Genomic DNA, 15,729 nt, shown 5'->3' on the forward strand with positions numbered 1-15,729 from the left:
CCGTGACGGACCCCGCAGATCGCGGCCTGCTCTCCCCGGCTTGGGCTAGCCCGGCCCTTGCCGGAGCGACGGGCGACGACGCGATCATCGCCGCGATGCTCGAACTCGAGGCATCGTGGGCGGAGACGCTCGAGGCCGCGGGGCTCGTCGAGGCGGGATCCGGGGCCGCGGTACGCGATGCCGTGAAGCAAGGCACGACGGCGGGAACATACGACGGCGCGCGGCTCGCCGAAGCTTCGCAGGGCGGCGGCAACCCAGTCATCCCGCTCGTCAAGACACTTCGAGAGACCACGCCAACGCCGGGGAAGGCAGCCGTCCACAAGGGTCTCACGAGTCAGGACGTGCTCGATTCGGCACTCATGCTGACCGCCAAGCGGGCGATTGCGGGGATTCTCGCGGACCTGAGCCCCGCCGCCGAGGCACTCGCGCGGCTCGCCGACCGTTACCGGACCACCCCGCAGGTGGCCCGCACGCTAACCCAGCACTCGCTGCCCTCGAGCTTCGGGCTCAAGGCGGCGAACTGGCTTCAGGGTGTCGCGCACGCCGAATCGCGACTCTCCTCGCTCGCCTTCCCGGTGCAGTGCGGGGGAGCGGCCGGGACGAACGCCTCGCTCGTCGCACTCGGCGGCGAACCGGCCGCCCTCGCGGCGGACTGGGCGCAGCGCTCGGGCCTCGAAACCGCGGTTGCGCCCTGGCAGTCGTTCCGGGGACCTGTCACGGATCTCGGCCATGCGCTCGCGGCCGTGACCACGGCCGCGGGGCACGTGGCCAACGACGTCATGCTGCTCGCGCGCCCCGAGTTCGGCGAGCTCGGCGAACCTCTCGCCGAGGGCCGTGGTGGCTCCTCAGCGATGCCGCAGAAGCAGAACCCTGCCCTTTCGGTGCTCATCCGCTCGGCCGCGCTTCAAGCGCCGGCTCAAGTGGCGCAGCTCGAGATCGCGGCGGCCCTGAGCGAGGACGAGCGCGCCGGCGGCGCGTGGCACAGCGAATGGCCTGCCCTCCGGGAGCTCCTGCGCCTCGCGGGTGGTGCTGCGGCCTCGCTGCGTGAGCTCGTCGAGGGCCTACGCGTGTTCCCGGAGGCGATGCGCCGGAACCTCGAGCTGAGCGGGCCGCTGCTCGTGAGCGAGCGGCTCATGCTTGAGCTCTCCGGCGTAGCAGAGGGCGGGCGGGCGGGTGTCCAGAAGGCAGTGGATGCGACGCTCGCCGCCGCTGCCAACGGTGCTGGCACTTCCGAACAGGCGTGCATCCTGCGCAAGGAACTGCGCGCCGTCGTCCGTTCCGAGGCAGCCGGCGAGGACTTCGACGCGCGGCTCGACGAGCTGCTCGACCCCGCCGGATACCAAGGTGACGCGGCTGGGATCGTCGACCGGATCCTGAAGACCTACGAAGAAACCGCGGCCGAGCGCCGCCACGACCCGTCGCGCCGTCACGTCCGCAGGGTCTGAACCCTGCGGACGTGACGGCGCGACGAAAGACGCGACGAAAGAAAGGAACGGAACAGACGTGAGCGTGCCACAGATCCGTGCCGTGCGGCTCTCGCCGCGGGAGCAGCTGGGCGAGAAGGAGCTCGTGGTCCTGGGGCCGTCCCTCGGGACATCGACGGTCATGTGGGACGCCGTCGCCCACCTCCTCGGCGAGGACTACGACGTCCTCGGTTGGGACCTCCCGGGCCACGGCGTCTCGCCTGCACCGGCCCCGGACGCAGAGTTCAGCGTCGGTGATCTCGCGGACGCCGTGGTCGCACTCGTGGACTCGATTGTGCCGGGCGCGGCGTCCTCACCTACGGCGTTTCACTACGCCGGCGATTCAGTGGGCGGCGCGACCGGCGCCGAGCTCGCGCTGCGCCACCCTGACCGCCTGCTGAGCCTCGCCATGTTCTGCTCGTCCGCGCGCTTCAACGGCGCCGAGGGCTATGCCGAACGCGCCGAGCTCGTCGCGAAGCAGGGCACGGCAGTTCGCCTCCAGGCCTCGGCCGAGATCTGGTTCGCGCCGGGCTTCCTCGGCGAGCACCCGGCCGAGTCGTCCCGGCTTCTCCACACGCTCCGCGATGCCGACCGCTTCGGCTACGCCGCGGTGTGCCGCGCGATCTCGGCCTACGACGTCCGCGACCGCTTCGGCGACATCGCGGTCCCGTTCCTCGCCGTCGCCGGCGAATTCGACTCCGTCTGCCCGTTCTCGGATGCCGAATGGATGGCCGAGCACGCTCAGCAGGGAACCGCCGTCGAGCTTCCCGGAGTGGCACACATTGCGCCGGCCGAAAATCCCGTCGCCGTGGCCGAGCTGCTGCGCAAGCACTTCTCGGCCGCTGCGCTGGACACGCGACGCGATCCGCGGGCCGGTGCCGTCCAAGCCGACGCCACCCAGCGCGAGGTGTACGACGGCGGCATGGTCGTTCGGCGCGAAGTCCTCGGCGACGCGCACGTCGACAGGGCGAATCAGAACACCGACGAGTTCACGGCCGAGTTCCAGAACATGATCACGCGCATCGCATGGGGCGGCATCTGGACGCGGCCGGGGCTCACGAGGCAGATGCGTTCGGTGGCTGTGCTCACGGCGATGATCGCCCACGGGCACTGGGACGAGTTCGCGATGCACGTGCGTGCGGCCCTGCGCAACGGGCTCACGCGGGACGAGATCAAGGAAGTGATCCTGCAGTCCGCCATCTACTGCGGGGTGCCCTCCGCCAACACGGCTTTCAAGGTGGCGCAGAAGACTTTGGCAGACGTTGATAAGGAACAGCAGTGACTGAAGCATTTGTATACGACGCGATCCGCACGCCGTTCGGCAAGTTCGGCGGTGGCCTCGCCGGTGTCCGGCCCGACGATCTGGCCGCGCACGTTGTCCGCGCCATCGTCGGCCGGGCCCCGGGCCTCACCGCTGAGGCTCTGGAGGGCACCGACGGCAAGCACAGCGCGGTCGACGAGGTCATCTTCGGCAACGCGAACGGTGCTGGCGAGGAGAACCGGAACGTTGCCCGCATGGCCACGCTCCTCGCGGGCCTCCCGACGTCGATCCCGGGCACGACCGTGAACCGGCTATGCGGTTCGTCGCTCGACGCCGCGATGATTGCCTCGCGCCAGATCGCGGTGGGCGACGCCGACGTCGTCCTCGTGGGTGGCGTCGAGTCGATGAGCCGCGCGCCCTGGGTGCGCCCGAAGACCGAGAAGCCGTACCCAGCTGGCGATATGAAGCTCTCCTCGACCACGCTCGGCTGGCGGCTCGTGAACCCGAACATGCCCTCGGAATGGACCGTCTCCCTCGGCGAGGCGACCGAGCAGCTGCGCGAGCGGCACGCCATCGGCCGCGACCGGCAGGACCTGTTCGCCGCGCGCTCGCACAACCTCTCGGACAAGGCGTGGAACGAGGGCTTCTACGACGAGCTCGTCGTCCCTGTGCCCGGCACGGATCTCACCCGTGACGAGGGCATCCGCCCGGGCTCGAGCGCGGAGAAGCTCGCGGGCCTCAAGACGGTCTTCCGCCCGGACAACGGCGACCGCTCCGGCTCGACGAAGGGCGGCACCGTGACCGCGGGCAACGCCTCGCCGCTCTCCGATGGCGCGTCCGCCGTCCTGCTCGGCTCCGAGGCTGCGGCCGGCACGCTCGGCCTCGAGCCCATCGCCCGGATCGCGGGCCGCGGGGCGGCAGCGAACGAGCCGCAGTTCTTCGGCTTCGCCCCGGTCGAGGCCGCGAACCGCGCCCTCGCGAAGGCGGGAATCACGTGGGACCAGGTCGGCGCCGTCGAGCTCAACGAGGCGTTCGCAGCGCAGTCGCTCGCGTGCCTCGACGCGTGGAAGGTCGACCCCGAGATCGTCAACCAGCACGGCGGCGCGATCGCGATGGGCCACCCGCTCGGCGCGTCCGGCGGTCGCATCCTCGGCACGCTCGCCCGCAGCCTGCAGCGCAGCGGAGAGCGCTGGGGCGTGGCGGCCATCTGCATCGGTGTGGGGCAGGGGCTCGCGGTGGTGCTTGAGAACGTCGCGGCTGCCAAGTAAGGACGGAAGAGATGCTGGAATTCAAGGAGACCGTCGCCGAGGCCGTTGCCGGCGTTCAGGACGGCTCGACGGTCATGATCGGCGGCTTCGGCAACGCAGGGCAGCCGTTCGAGCTCATCGACGCCCTGCTGCAGAGCGGGGCAACAGGCCTCACCGTGGTCAACAACAACGCCGGGCAGGCCGACGAGGGCCTCGCGCTCCTCATCAAGGAGGGCCGGGTGCGGAAGATGATCTGCTCCTTCCCCCGGCAGAGCGACTCGTGGCACTTCGACGCGAAGTACCGAGCGGGGGAGATCGAGCTCGAACTCGTCCCGCAGGGCAACCTCGCCGAGCGCATTCGGGCGGCGGGCGCGGGGATCGGCGGCTTCTTCACGCCGACCGGCTACGGCACCATGCTCGCCGAGGGCAAGGAGACTCGCTTCCTCGACGGCAAGTGGCAGGTCTTCGAAACGCCGATCCACGCAGATGTCGCCCTCATCAAGGCGCTCAAGGCGGACGGCAAGGGCAACCTCGTCTACCGCAAGACGGCGCGGAACTTCGGGCCCATCATGGCCGCGGCTGCGAAGCAGACCATCGCGCAGGTGTCCGAGATCGTGCCCATTGGCAGTCTGGACCCCGAGAACGTCGTCACGCCGGGCATCTACGTCAACACGATCGTGAAGGTGGGCTGAATCATGGCTGAGACCTCGATTTCCTCTGTGCACAAGACCAGCGATGCACCCCTCGGCCGCGACGACCTCGCGCGGCTCGTGGCCCGGGACATCGCCCCCGGATCGTTCGTGAACCTCGGCATCGGCCAGCCGACCCTGGTCTCGAACTATCTCACCGAGGAGCAGAACATCACGCTCCACACGGAGAACGGGATGCTCGGCATGGGCCCGGAGGCGAAGGGCGACGAGATCGACCCGGACCTCATCAACGCGGGCAAGATTCCCGTGACCGAACTCCCCGGGGCGAGCTACTTCCACCACGCCGACTCGTTCGGGATGATGCGCGGCGGGCACCTCGACGTGTGCGTGCTCGGCGCGTTCCAGGTCTCCGCGACCGGCGACCTCGCGAACTGGCACACCGGCGCGCCCGACGCGATTCCCGCCGTCGGCGGCGCAATGGACCTCGCGACCGGCGCCAAGGACGTGTATGTCATGATGACTCTGCTCACGAAGGACGGGAAGTCCAAGCTCGTCCCCGAGTGCACGTACCCGATCACGGGCGTCGGCTGCGTGACGCGGGTCTACACGGACAAGGCGGTCTTCCTCATCACGGACGACGGTGTGCGGGTGCGGGAGACGTTCGGCGTCACCTTCGAGGAGCTCGAGAAGCTCATGGACGTCCCGCTGCTCGCGGTCTGAGCACATAGTGTTGCGAGGTGAACGGTGATGGGTGAGACGGTAGCGGCGCCCGGCGATCAGTTCGTGCAGTCGCTCGCGCGGGGACTCGCTGTCGTCCGCGCGTTCGACGCCGAGCATCAGGAGATGACGCTCTCCCAAGTCGCCGCCCGGACCGATCTCACCCGCGCGACGGCCCGGAGATTCCTGCACACGCTCGTCGAGCTGGGCTACGTGCGTACGGACGGGCGTCTGTTCGAGCTCACGCCCCTCGTCCTGCAACTCGGGTACGCGTACCTCTCCGGCCAGCGGCTGCCCGAGCTCGCGCAGCCGTTCCTCGAGGACCTCTCGCATCGCGAGGGCGAATCCACATCGATGGCGATCCTCGACGGGACGGACATCGTGTACCTCGCGCGGATCCACACGCGGCGCATCATCTCGGTGGGGATCTCGCCCGGGACCCGTTTCCCGGCGCACGCCACGTCGATGGGTCGGGTCCTGCTCGCGGCCCTCTCACCCGCCGACCTCGATGCATACTTCGCCGCCGCACGTCTCGACGCACTCACACCCCGCACCCTCACGTCGCGCGAGGCGATAGAAGCGGAGCTGGCGAGGGTGCGGGCGCAGGGATACGCCGTGGTCGACCAGGAGCTCGAGGTGGGGCTGCGTTCGCTGGCCGTGCCTGTCCTCGCGGCAGACGGCCGGACGCTCGCGGCGATCAACCTCGCCCTGTCCGCTCGACTCGAGGAGAGCGAGGATCGCGACGCGGACGTGCAGCGCCTCGTTCCAGAGCTGCGGAAGACGGCGGCCGGAATCGCGGATGCGGCGCGGGCCGCAGGGGTAGCCTAGGGCGCTGCCCGTCTCCTCGCGCTCCGGCCCACTTCTGTCCGCTGGACCCCGCAACACGCCGACGATTTCCCGGCGACACGGTTTTGGCGGCGCAGAAACGGGCTGGAGCGCGGCGGATCGGCGCCGGCGGCAGGATCAGGCGAGCCGCAGGAACGTGTCGAGGATCCGGAACGCGTTCTCTGCCCGCCGGAGCGGGTTCGGCCGCTCCTGGAGCCGGTCGAGCAGACTCCCGTTGTGGCTGAGCCGTCGGCGCGCGCGGCTCAGCGCGGACCGGGCCACGGTGACATCGCCCGGGTGGCGCAGGATCGGCTGCGTCACCCCCTGCATGGAGCGGAGGCCTACTGCCAGAGCGTTCGCCTCCTTCTGGCGACCGGCTGCCCGGTGCCGGCGGAGTTCGTCGGCGAACTCGTCCCACACCTTGCTCGCGGCGATGCGGGCTACTTCCGTTCGAGCCTCGCTGTCGCTGAGGCCTTGTCCGACGAGCACGAGCCGGAGCCTCTCCCAGCGGGAGACCAGGTCGTCATCGACCGGCGGCTGCGGGGGAACGTCGTGGGATGGCTGGTGATTCGAAGGGTGTGCCCGAAGCGAGCGCGAGCGGGAGGTTTCTTCTTCCGAGGGCAGTGCATGGAGTCGGGGACGAACAGTGGCGGGGGTGTCGGCGAACATGCCGTTTCCTTTCCACGGCCGCTACCGTCAGTGGGCGGCCAAAACTACATCGATCTGTCCGCGGGAACCGCTGCCTGATTCCCAGCTAAGGGGCGGACGGTGCATCCTTCGGCCTCGCAATCTGAGGACCCGGGCGGGACAGCACCTCCATCAGGATCGCCGATGTGACCTCGCGCACTATAGGGCTAAAAGTCCCTATTCGGCGTGATTGAGGTGAATTTCGGCGAGTTGGGGCCCATCGGGGCCGCGCGGACGACGCCGACCACTGACTTTGGTCCCTAGCCTTCGCTGCTCGCTCGGTTCCAGACTGAGAGCTTGCTGCTCGGTGAAGGGCCTGGAAGCCCCTCGCCGTGCGCTCGCGCGTGGGGGCGTTGCGAAGCAAGGGGAGTCATCGAAGCGATGGGAGACGGTCTCGGCATGACAACAACAGCAGTGGAGGACACGCGCATCGACGCGATCCGCGTGTTCATCCTGGATGACCACGAGCTCGTGCGTCAGGGTCTCCGCGACCTGCTCGAACACGAGGGGATGGACATCGTGGGGGAGAGCGATTCCGCCCACGAGGCGGGCCGCCGCATCCCGGCCTTGAAGCCTGACGTCGCCGTGCTGGACGGGCGGCTGTCCGATGGCACCGGGATCGAGGTCTGCCGCGAGGTGCGCTCGGTAGACCCCCGGATCCGCTGCCTCATCCTCACGAGCTACGACGACGACCAAGCCCTCCGTGCCGCGATTCTGGCAGGCGCGTCAGGCTATGTCCTCAAGCAGATCCGCAGCCATGATCTCGCCAACGCGATTCGGCGAGCGGCCAAGGGCGAATCCCTCTTCGACCCGATCCTGCGGGACGCCGCGCTTAGGGGGATCGTCGCCGGCGGAATGCCCGACCCGCGGCTGGACGTCCTGAGCCCGCAAGAGCGCCGAGTCCTTGAGCTCATCGGCCACGGCCTGACGAACCGTCAGATCGGCGAGGAGCTCCGGCTCGCGGAGAAGACGGTCAAGAACTACGTCTCGTCGATGCTCGCGAAGCTCGGCTTCGAGCGCCGTACGCAGGCGGCCCTGTACCTGACCCAAACGGGGCAGGCATAAGCCGGGCCTGCTCCGCCTGGTCGGCCTGCTCTGCCTAGCCCGGCCTACTCCGGGAGCGGGACTCGCCAGGTGATCTTCGTCCCCTCGCCGAGGGCGCTCTCGAACACGCTCGTCCCGCCGAGGGAAGCAGCCCGGTGCTCCATGTTCGCGAGGCCGCTCAGGCGCTCGGGATCTGCGAACCCCTGCCCGTCGTCCTCGATGATCACCTCGAGCGACGCGTCGTCGCTCGTGACAGAGACGCTCACTCCTTGGGCCCCTGAGTGCCGCACCGCATTGCTCACGGCCTCGGAGACGACGGCGAGGAGCTGGCGGGCGATGGGCCCGGGGACCTCGTCGATGCGGCCAGCAACGCTGATCCGTGGCCGGATCGGCGAGTTCAGGAGCCCCTCCTGCACAGTGTTCAGGAGGGTGCGCGAGAACGATTCGTCCTCTTCCTCCTCCGCCCGCAGTGAGTAGATGGTGTTCCGCAGCTCCCGGATGGTCTCGTCCAGCTCCTCGGTGACCTTGGTAATGCGGGCCTCGGCGGTGGGATCGGTCGTGAAGCGCCGCAGGTTCTGAACGCTGAGCCCGGCGGCGAAGAGCCTCTGGATCACCAGGTCGTGGAGATCCTGGGCGATGCGATCCCGGTCGACCGAGAGCAGCGCGTGTTCGCGCTGGCGGTTGGCACGGTTGAGGTCCAGGGCGAGCCCGACATGGGAGCCGAACACTGCCGAGGAGTCGAGGTCCGACGGCGGGTAGGGGCCAGTGCCCTCGCCCCGGGCCAGGATGAGAAGCCGGTTCCCCATCCCGCTGTGGCCGAGCGGCACGGCAAGGATCTCGCCGAGCTTCTCGGCACCTTCCGGCCCGAAAACCTCCTCGGCGTCGCCGATGATGACCGGTTTGCCCTGTTCGTCGACCTGTTGGAGGGCGGGGGAGAAGGGGATGTCTTCCCCTGCGAGCAAGGCCAGGGCGCCGACGGCGGTGCGCACCTCGAGGTGGTCATCGCCGGGCCGGGCGATGACCGCGAGCACCGAATCGCTCGCGTGGAGGGCTCGTTCGGCGACGAGGTCGAGATCGGCGGAGGCGTCGAGTTCGACCGTCACGTCGGCGCCGGAGACCGCCCCGCCGGGGGCGATGAGGGTCGTGCTGGCTTCCATGCTCGCCTCGAGCCACCGCTGCCGCCGTCGGCTGTCGTCGTAGAGCCGCGCATTCTGGATGGCGACGCCGGCCGCCGCGGCGAAGGCCGTCGCGAGCTCTTCGTCCTCGACCGAGAAGTCCTCCCCGTCCTCCTTCTCCGTCAGGTACAGGTTGCCGAAGACGGCGTCCCGGACCCGGATGGGGACCTCGAGAAGCGTGTGGAGCGGCGGGTTGTCCGCGGGGAATGCGGCCGAGACCGGAAGTTCGCGGAGATCGTGGAGGCGCACGGGCCGGGGGCTGTGCAGGAGGTCGCCGAGAGCTCCTTCCCCCGAGGTGAGCTCGCGGAGAAGCTGGGCCGTCTCCTCGTCGGTCCCCGCTGTGACGAAGTGGCTGAGCGTCTGGCCGTCAGCTATGACCCCAAGGGCGCCGTACCTGGCGCCGACAAGGGCGCGGGCGGATTCCACGACCCGCTCGAGAACAGACTGGAGGGCCAGATCCTCGGCGATCGAGACGACCGCGGAGAGCAGGCCGTTCATGTGCTCCTGCAGGCGCATGAGTTCCTCGGCGCGGGAAACGAACTCGCGGAGCAGGCCTTGAAGGCGGCGGGGTAGACGGTCCGGCATGGCAGCAACCTCCGATTCAGTTGTCGGCTCTCACCGCTGGGAACTGCGCCGGAACGGATCGGCACAGCTCCTGACCGCGAAAGCAGGCGCCCGGTAAGGCGTCTGGGACGTCCGGCAACTGCCCGGCGGCTGCTTCACCGGGTGGCCCGAAGGCCGTTGCTTTCCATCCTCAGGTACGAACGGAACAAGACCAGTCTGGCCGAAGGGCACATCCTCGGGAAGAGTCACGCGTCAGATTTCAAGCGATTGGACAAACGTGGCGGCTCGCTTGCGCTCGGCGTGCCTGAAAGGGCAAGGTAGAAGCTTGACCTTCCATTGAATAGAAGGAACGTTCGGTGGCTAATTCGAGCTCGGGGGACTCCGTCATCGACCGCGTCGTCCGCGTCCTGGAGGCGTTTCCCGAAGGCGTCAGTTCGCTTCCGCTGACCGAACTCGCCGATCGCGCGGGACTTCCCCTCACGAGTGCGCACCGCCTCGTGCGCCAGCTAGCGGATCATCGGCTGCTCGAACAGGCCCCGGGCGGAAAGGTCCAGCTCGGCCTGCGTCTGTGGGAGCTCGTGAATCGCAACTCGCCGATCCTCCTCCTGCGGCAGGCGGCGCTCCCTTTCATGGACGACATCCATCAAGTCCTCCATCAGAATGTCAACCTCGGGGTCCTCCAGGGCGACGACGTCCTGTTCGTCGAGCGACTCTCTCGCCGAGGTTCGGTGGCGAACCGAGCGAAGGTGGCCGGGCGCATGCCGGTCCATGTCTCGTCGGCCGGGGTCGCGCTCATGTCCGGCCAGCCCCGCGCCGCGCAGAATGCCTACCTTGCGCGGTTTCGGGACCCGACGGGGAAGGTCGACGCCGACCACGTCCGGCGGCTTCTCGCGACCTCGGCGGAGAGGGGCTATGCGGAACTCGCCGGTGTTGTCGACCCGGAGACCTGGGGCATCGCTGTGCCCATCGAGGATCGCCAGCGGCGCACGGTGGCGGCGATCGGCGTCGTCGTCCCGCTCGCCGAAGTGCGCATCCACCAGATCGTGCCAGCCCTCCGCACGGCCGCCCGCGGCATCGGCCGCCAGCTCGGCACGCTCTCCCCAACCCCCTAGCCCCTGAACCCCCAGCCCCCTAGCCCCCGAACCCCCAGCCCCCGCCCCACCCTGTCGTCTCGGGTACAGATAATCCCCTGCTCAGACGTTTCGGGTACGCCAACCTCCCCTCCAGAGCATTTCGGGTACAGATAACGCCCCACATGGTTCCGTTGAACGGAAAGCCGATAACGCCGTCGTCGTGATTCGGCGCACACTCGAAGTAGACGTTCGCCGCCGCCCAAGGACGGGCGCACCGGCCGGAAGGAAGCAGAAAGCGAGTGACCACGATGACCGAGCGCAAGACCCACAAGACCCAGGTGGCGATCATGGGGGCGGGGCCGGCCGGCCTCATGCTCTCGCACCTGCTGTCCCGCGCAGGGATCGACAGCACGGTGGTGGAGGTCCGGAGCCGCGACGCGATCTCGCGGACGGTCCGCGCGGGCATCCTCGAGGCGGGGTCGGTGGACCTCCTGGTCGGATCCGGTGTGGACAACGTGCTTCGCAACGGCCACGAGCACGAGGGCACCGAGTTCCGTGTCAACGGCGAGGGGCACCGGATCGACTTCAAGGGGCTCACCGGCCAGTCCGTCTGGCTCTACCCGCAGAACGAGGTGTTCGACGACCTCTCGGCTCGGCGCGAGGCCGACGGTGGCGATGTGCGGTACTCGTGCTCGGAGACGCAGGTCAGCGACCTCCTCGGGCGGCCGAAGATGCAGTTCAAGGACGCCGAGGGCCAAGAGTGGGAAATCGAGGCCGAGATGCTCGTCGGCGCGGACGGCTCGCGCTCGCATTGCCGCGTCCACATCCCCGAGGCTGAGCGCACCTGGTATTTCAACGAGTACCCCTTCGCCTGGTTCGGCATCCTCACGGAGGCACCCCGGAGCGCTCCCGAGCTGATCTATGCGAACTCGTCGCACGGCTTCGCCCTCATCAGCCAGCGCACCGACACGATGCAGCGCATGTACTTCCAGTGCGATCCGAAGACCAACCCGACCGACTGGACCGAGGAGCAGATCTGGGAGCAGCTGCGCCTGCGAGTCAACGGCAACGGCTTCGAGCTCAAGGAGGGGCCGGTCATCGACAAGGTCGTGCTGCCGTTCCGCTCCTTCGTGCACACTCCGATGCGCCACGGAAACCTCTTCCTCGCGGGCGACGCGGCCCATACCGTCCCGCCGACCGGTGCGAAGGGCCTCAACCTCGCGCTCCACGACGTCCGCCTGCTGTTCGAAAGCTTTGACTCGTACTTCAAGAGCGGTTCGACGGCGCTCATCGACACCTACTCGGACCGTGCCCTGGATCGGGTGTGGAAGGCGCAGTACTTCTCCTACTGGATGACCACGCTCCTGCACACCGTCCCGACCGAGGAGAACCACGGCTTCTTCCGCTCGCGTCAGCTCGGCGAACTCCGCTCGCTGCTCGAGTCGGAGCATGGGCGTGCCTACATCGCCGAGTGCTACACGGGGTGGCAGGGCAAGTAGCCCCCCGTCTCCCGTTGCGTCGTCACCTTCGCAGGGTGAGCGGACGACGGCGGCCGGGATCCCGCCGTCGCCCGCTCGCCGCTCGCTGTTTCCGACCTTGATTGAAATGCGCGCCCCGGAGTGTCGCGAGGGACACGCCGTTCCCGCCCGGACCTGGCGGGCAATCAAGGTCGGAAACCGGGCGGCGCCGCAGCAGAGGCCCCGGATTCGGGTGAAAGGATGCGTCTATGGCAGACGCACCTGGCACCCGCACGTCCTTCTACCTCGACAAGGCCGACCCGGCGTCGTGGAAGGCGCTCAACTCGCTCGCCGCCGCCGTGCGGGATACGACGAGGGCGGCAGGCTTGGGGCGCGACGTCGTCGAGCTCGCGAACGTCCGGATCTCCCAGCTCAATGGATGCGCCTACTGTCTGGATCTCCACGTGCGCCTCGCGGAAGAAGCCGGCGTCGCGGCCGTGAAGCTGCGCGTCCTGCCGGCCTGGAAGGAGACCTCGATCTTCACCGAGACCGAGGAGGCCGCGCTGACGATCGCCGAGGCGGTCACGCTCCTGCCCGACGAGGACGAGCGGGTGGCCGCGCTCGATTCGGCGCGATTCGTGCTCGGGGACCAAGCCTATTCGGCCCTGTGCTGGGCTGCGGCGACGATGAATTCGTTCAATCGAGTCTCGATCGTGAGCCGTCATCGGGTCAGATCCTGACCCAGCCGAGCCCGGAAGGCCCTGCACGCAATGAGCGTGCGGGGCCTTTCTCATATTCGTAGGCCTTGTTCTTCGACAGTCACCGATATATCGTTAAGCACCGGATCACATCCGACCCGAATTCCGTTAACGCTCAGGAGGACACCATGCGCGGACATCCAGAACACCACCATCACGAAGGGCGCGGCTTCGGCCCCGGCGGCCCGGGCGGCTTCGGTCCCGGCTTCGGCGGCCCGGGGTTCGGCCCCGGCTTCGGGCGCGGACACGGCTTCCCACCCGGTTTCGGCCCCCGGGGAGGCCGCCGCGCGAGCCGCGGCGACGTGCGGGCGATGATCCTCTCGCTCCTCACCGAACAGCCCCTCACCGGCTACGGCATCATCCAGGCCGCGAGCGAGCGCACCAACGGCATGTGGCGCCCCAGCCCCGGCTCCGTCTACCCAACGCTCCAGCAGCTCGTCGACGAGGACCTCGTCGAGCAGGCGGGCGAGGGAAAGCGGACGGAGTACACGCTGACCGAGGCGGGCCGGGAGTACGTCGCCGGCCACGCCGAAGAGCTCCGCAAGGCCTGGGAAGCCGCTCCGGGGCGGAGCGAGGAAACCGATGCCTTCATGGAGAGCGCCATGAAGTTCATGGGCGTGCTCCACCAGTTCAAAGTCGCCTCGACCGACGAGCAGCGCGCGAAGGCGGCGGCCGCCATCGACGAGGCGCGCAAGGCGCTCTACCTCATCCTCGCCGAATAGGGCGATCGACTAGCCTAGGAGGCCTATGTCCCACAACGTCCCGGGGCGACCACCCGCCGTCGTCCGCGGGGGCCGCATCTCGAGCGGTGACGCGGCCCTTCAACGGAAGCTCAACGCGGAGGCGCCGCGCATTCCGCACCTCTTCCGCCGGATCTCGGAGCTGTTCGCCCCGCACAAGTATTCGCTCCTCCTCACCGTTGTCCTGGTCCTGGTGGGGGCGGCGCTCTCCGTCGTCCCGCCGCTGCTCACCCAGAGGACGTTCGACGACGGGCTGTTCCCGCCCGGCGGCCACCCGAACCTTCCGCGGTTGGCGCAGCTTGTGGGGCTCATGATCGGCGTCTACGTCGTTTCCGCGCTGCTCGGGGTTTGGCAGACGTACGTGACGTCGACTGTGGGCAACGCCGTGATGGGCTCGCTGCGCGTGAAGCTGTTCAGCCACCTGCAGTCGATGGAGCTGAGCTTCTTCACGCACACGAAGACGGGCGTCATCCAGTCGCGACTTCAGAACGACGTCGGCGGCGTCGCCAATGTCCTGGCCAACACGGTCTCGGGCGTGGTCGGCAACGTCGTCACGGTCGTCGCGGCGTTTGTCGCGATGCTCGCGCTCAATCCGCAGTTGACCCTCATCGCCGTCCTGCTCATGCCGCTCCTGGTCGTGGCCCAGCGGCGGGTCGGCCAGGTGCGTGCCCGGATCGCGACGAAGACCCAGGAATCGCTCTCCGACATGACGGCGATCACCCAGGAATCGCTGAGCGTCTCCGGCATCCTCCTCTCGAAGAGCTTCAACCGTCAGCGGGACGAGATCGGGAAGTACTCCGCGGAGAACCGCAACCTCGTGGGCCTTCAGATCAAGCAGGCTATGAGCGGCCAGTACTTCTTCGCGCTCGTGAGCATCTTCCTCTCCTCGATCCCGGCGATTGTGTACCTCGTCGCCGGGTGGCTCCTTTCGGGAGGCTCAGTCAACATCACTGCGGGCACGATTGTCGCGTTCACGACCGTCCAGGCCCGGCTGCTGTTCCCGCTCATCGCGATCATGCGGGTGGCGCTCGATTTGCAGACGTCCGGCGCGTTGTTCGCCCGCATCTTCGAATACCTCGACCTGCGCCCCGCGATCGTCGATGCACCGGACGCCGCTCCGCTCCCGGCGGACACGCCGCGCCTCGGGGAGGTCGAGTTCGATCGGGTGTCCTTTCGCTACCCGGACGCTCGCGGCGAGGAGCGCGCCACGCTCGACGACGTCTCGTTCTCCATCCAGCCCGGCCAGTTCGCCGCGTTCGTGGGGCCGAGCGGCGCGGGCAAGACGACCGTCTCCTACCTCATCCCGCGCTTCTACGAGGCGAGCGCCGGGTCCGTCCGGTTTGCGGGGCGGGATGTGCGGGAGATCGACAGGGAGTCGCTCGTGAGTCACATCGGGATCGTGAGCCAGGAGACGTACCTCTTCCACGCCACGATTGCCGAGAACCTGCGGTACGCGAAGGTCGACGCAACCCAGGAGGAACTCGAGGCAGCCGCCCGGGCGGCCAACATCCACGAGACGATTGTGACCTTCCCGGACGGTTACGACACCGTTGTCGGCGAGCGGGGGTACCGGCTCTCGGGCGGCGAGAAGCAGCGCATCGCGATCGCCCGCGTGCTGCTCAAGGACCCCGAGGTCCTCGTCCTCGACGAGGCGACGAGCGCCCTCGACACCATCTCCGAGCGCATCGTCCAACAGGCCCTCGACACCGCCGCGCACGGCCGCACCACCATCGCGATCGCCCACCGACTCTCGACTATCGTCGGCGCGGACGTCATCTATGTCGTGGAGCGGGGGCGGATCGTCGAGCACGGATCACACGCCGAGCTCCTCATTGCAGGCGGCGCCTACGCGAGGCTCTACGCGGAGCAGGCGGCGGAACCGTCGGCGACGGGACAGCTCTAACCCAGCTCTAACCCCCCACCCCCGTATTGCCGTCTCGGGTACAGATATTCCCCTCCCTGGTCGTCTCGGGTACAGATAATCCCCTCCTTGGCCGTCTCGGGTACGGATAATCCTCTCCTAACGCGCGCACGACGGCGGGTTCGCCGCATGCGAGGCCCGGGCACC

The 15,729-nt window shown here is 68.5% G+C and carries 14 protein-coding genes; 12 read left to right on the top strand and 2 right to left on the bottom strand.

Annotation, left to right across the window (positions count from 1 at the left end):
• Positions 1-2 precede the first annotated feature (2 nt).
• The 6 genes from L0M17_RS01610 to L0M17_RS01640 all read left to right on the top strand — a co-directional run bounded on the left by L0M17_RS01610 (position 3) and on the right by L0M17_RS01640 (position 6,166).
• Positions 3-1,445: a lyase family protein gene (locus L0M17_RS01610; protein ID WP_241050619.1), complete on the top strand. Its 1,443-nt coding sequence runs from the start codon at positions 3-5 to the stop codon at positions 1,443-1,445.
• Between the two features lie 82 nt (positions 1,446-1,527).
• Entirely contained in the window at positions 1,528-2,745 is a 1,218-nt protein-coding gene (gene pcaDC, locus L0M17_RS23040) for a bifunctional 3-oxoadipate enol-lactonase/4-carboxymuconolactone decarboxylase PcaDC (protein ID WP_443729163.1), read from the top strand.
• Positions 2,742-3,992, top strand: coding sequence for a thiolase family protein (locus L0M17_RS01625; protein WP_241050621.1), 1,251 nt, complete (start codon positions 2,742-2,744; stop codon positions 3,990-3,992). Before pcaDC ends, L0M17_RS01625 begins: the two co-directional genes overlap by 4 nt.
• A gap of 11 nt (positions 3,993-4,003) precedes the next feature.
• Positions 4,004-4,663, top strand: a complete 660-nt coding sequence (locus L0M17_RS01630) for a 3-oxoacid CoA-transferase subunit A (RefSeq protein ID WP_241050623.1) — start codon at positions 4,004-4,006, stop codon at positions 4,661-4,663.
• Between the two features lie 3 nt (positions 4,664-4,666).
• On the top strand, positions 4,667-5,341 hold the full coding sequence (locus L0M17_RS01635; protein WP_241050624.1) for a 3-oxoacid CoA-transferase subunit B: 675 nt from the start codon (positions 4,667-4,669) through the stop codon (positions 5,339-5,341).
• A 27-nt stretch (positions 5,342-5,368) separates the two neighbouring features.
• Positions 5,369-6,166, top strand: coding sequence for an IclR family transcriptional regulator domain-containing protein (locus tag L0M17_RS01640; protein ID WP_241050625.1), 798 nt, complete (start codon positions 5,369-5,371; stop codon positions 6,164-6,166).
• A 135-nt stretch (positions 6,167-6,301) separates the two neighbouring features.
• Here L0M17_RS01640 and L0M17_RS01645 read toward each other — a convergent pair whose 3' ends face one another.
• Positions 6,302-6,832, bottom strand: a complete 531-nt coding sequence (locus L0M17_RS01645; protein ID WP_241050626.1) for a hypothetical protein — start codon at positions 6,830-6,832, stop codon at positions 6,302-6,304.
• Positions 6,833-7,249: 417 nt separating this feature from the next.
• On the opposite strand from L0M17_RS01645, the gene L0M17_RS01650 reads away from it, so the two are divergent.
• The gene (locus L0M17_RS01650) at positions 7,250-7,915 is read left to right on the top strand and encodes a response regulator (RefSeq protein ID WP_241050627.1); all 666 of its coding nucleotides are present in this window, start codon (positions 7,250-7,252) and stop codon (positions 7,913-7,915) included.
• A 44-nt stretch (positions 7,916-7,959) separates the two neighbouring features.
• Here the strand turns inward: L0M17_RS01650 and L0M17_RS01655 are convergent, their stop codons facing one another.
• A complete protein-coding gene (locus L0M17_RS01655; protein ID WP_241050628.1) occupies positions 7,960-9,654 on the bottom strand; it encodes a GAF domain-containing sensor histidine kinase in 1,695 nt (564 codons plus the stop codon).
• 335 nt (positions 9,655-9,989) lie between these two features.
• On the opposite strand from L0M17_RS01655, the gene L0M17_RS01660 reads away from it, so the two are divergent.
• The 5 genes from L0M17_RS01660 to L0M17_RS01680 all read left to right on the top strand — a co-directional run bounded on the left by L0M17_RS01660 (position 9,990) and on the right by L0M17_RS01680 (position 15,564).
• Positions 9,990-10,745 carry an IclR family transcriptional regulator gene (locus tag L0M17_RS01660; RefSeq protein ID WP_241050629.1) on the top strand — a complete coding sequence of 252 codons (756 nt, stop codon included), beginning with the start codon at positions 9,990-9,992 and terminating at the stop codon, positions 10,743-10,745.
• 269 nt (positions 10,746-11,014) lie between these two features.
• Positions 11,015-12,205 (top strand): 4-hydroxybenzoate 3-monooxygenase, encoded by a 1,191-nt coding sequence (locus L0M17_RS01665; RefSeq protein ID WP_241056276.1) that lies wholly within the window; start codon positions 11,015-11,017, stop codon positions 12,203-12,205.
• A gap of 227 nt (positions 12,206-12,432) precedes the next feature.
• Positions 12,433-12,903, top strand: coding sequence for a carboxymuconolactone decarboxylase family protein (locus L0M17_RS01670; RefSeq protein WP_241050631.1), 471 nt, complete (start codon positions 12,433-12,435; stop codon positions 12,901-12,903).
• Positions 12,904-13,049: 146 nt separating this feature from the next.
• On the top strand, positions 13,050-13,643 hold the full coding sequence (locus tag L0M17_RS01675) for a PadR family transcriptional regulator (RefSeq protein WP_241050633.1): 594 nt from the start codon (positions 13,050-13,052) through the stop codon (positions 13,641-13,643).
• A gap of 25 nt (positions 13,644-13,668) precedes the next feature.
• On the top strand, positions 13,669-15,564 hold the full coding sequence (locus tag L0M17_RS01680) for an ABC transporter ATP-binding protein (RefSeq protein WP_241050635.1): 1,896 nt from the start codon (positions 13,669-13,671) through the stop codon (positions 15,562-15,564).
• The last annotated feature ends 165 nt before the right edge of the window (positions 15,565-15,729 follow it).

The organism is Sinomonas terrae (assembly GCF_022539255.1).
Lineage (GTDB): Bacteria > Actinomycetota > Actinomycetes > Actinomycetales > Micrococcaceae > Sinomonas > Sinomonas terrae.

What these genes read in the sequence shown, in the direction of transcription:
- L0M17_RS01630 (WP_241050623.1), top strand. Translation starts at nt 4,004, where the DNA reads ATGCTGGAATTCAAGGAGACCGTCGCCGAGGCCGTTGCCGGCGTTCAG.
- L0M17_RS01635 (WP_241050624.1), top strand. Translation starts at nt 4,667, where the DNA reads ATGGCTGAGACCTCGATTTCCTCTGTGCACAAGACCAGCGATGCACCC.
- L0M17_RS01640 (WP_241050625.1), top strand. Translation starts at nt 5,369, where the DNA reads ATGGGTGAGACGGTAGCGGCGCCCGGCGATCAGTTCGTGCAGTCGCTC.
- L0M17_RS01645 (WP_241050626.1), bottom strand. Translation starts at nt 6,832, where the DNA reads ATGTTCGCCGACACCCCCGCCACTGTTCGTCCCCGACTCCATGCACTG.
- L0M17_RS01650 (WP_241050627.1), top strand. Translation starts at nt 7,250, where the DNA reads ATGACAACAACAGCAGTGGAGGACACGCGCATCGACGCGATCCGCGTG.
- L0M17_RS01655 (WP_241050628.1), bottom strand. Translation starts at nt 9,654, where the DNA reads ATGCCGGACCGTCTACCCCGCCGCCTTCAAGGCCTGCTCCGCGAGTTC.
- L0M17_RS01665 (WP_241056276.1), top strand. Translation starts at nt 11,015, where the DNA reads ATGACCGAGCGCAAGACCCACAAGACCCAGGTGGCGATCATGGGGGCG.
- L0M17_RS01670 (WP_241050631.1), top strand. Translation starts at nt 12,433, where the DNA reads ATGGCAGACGCACCTGGCACCCGCACGTCCTTCTACCTCGACAAGGCC.
- L0M17_RS01675 (WP_241050633.1), top strand. Translation starts at nt 13,050, where the DNA reads ATGCGCGGACATCCAGAACACCACCATCACGAAGGGCGCGGCTTCGGC.
- L0M17_RS01680 (WP_241050635.1), top strand. Translation starts at nt 13,669, where the DNA reads ATGTCCCACAACGTCCCGGGGCGACCACCCGCCGTCGTCCGCGGGGGC.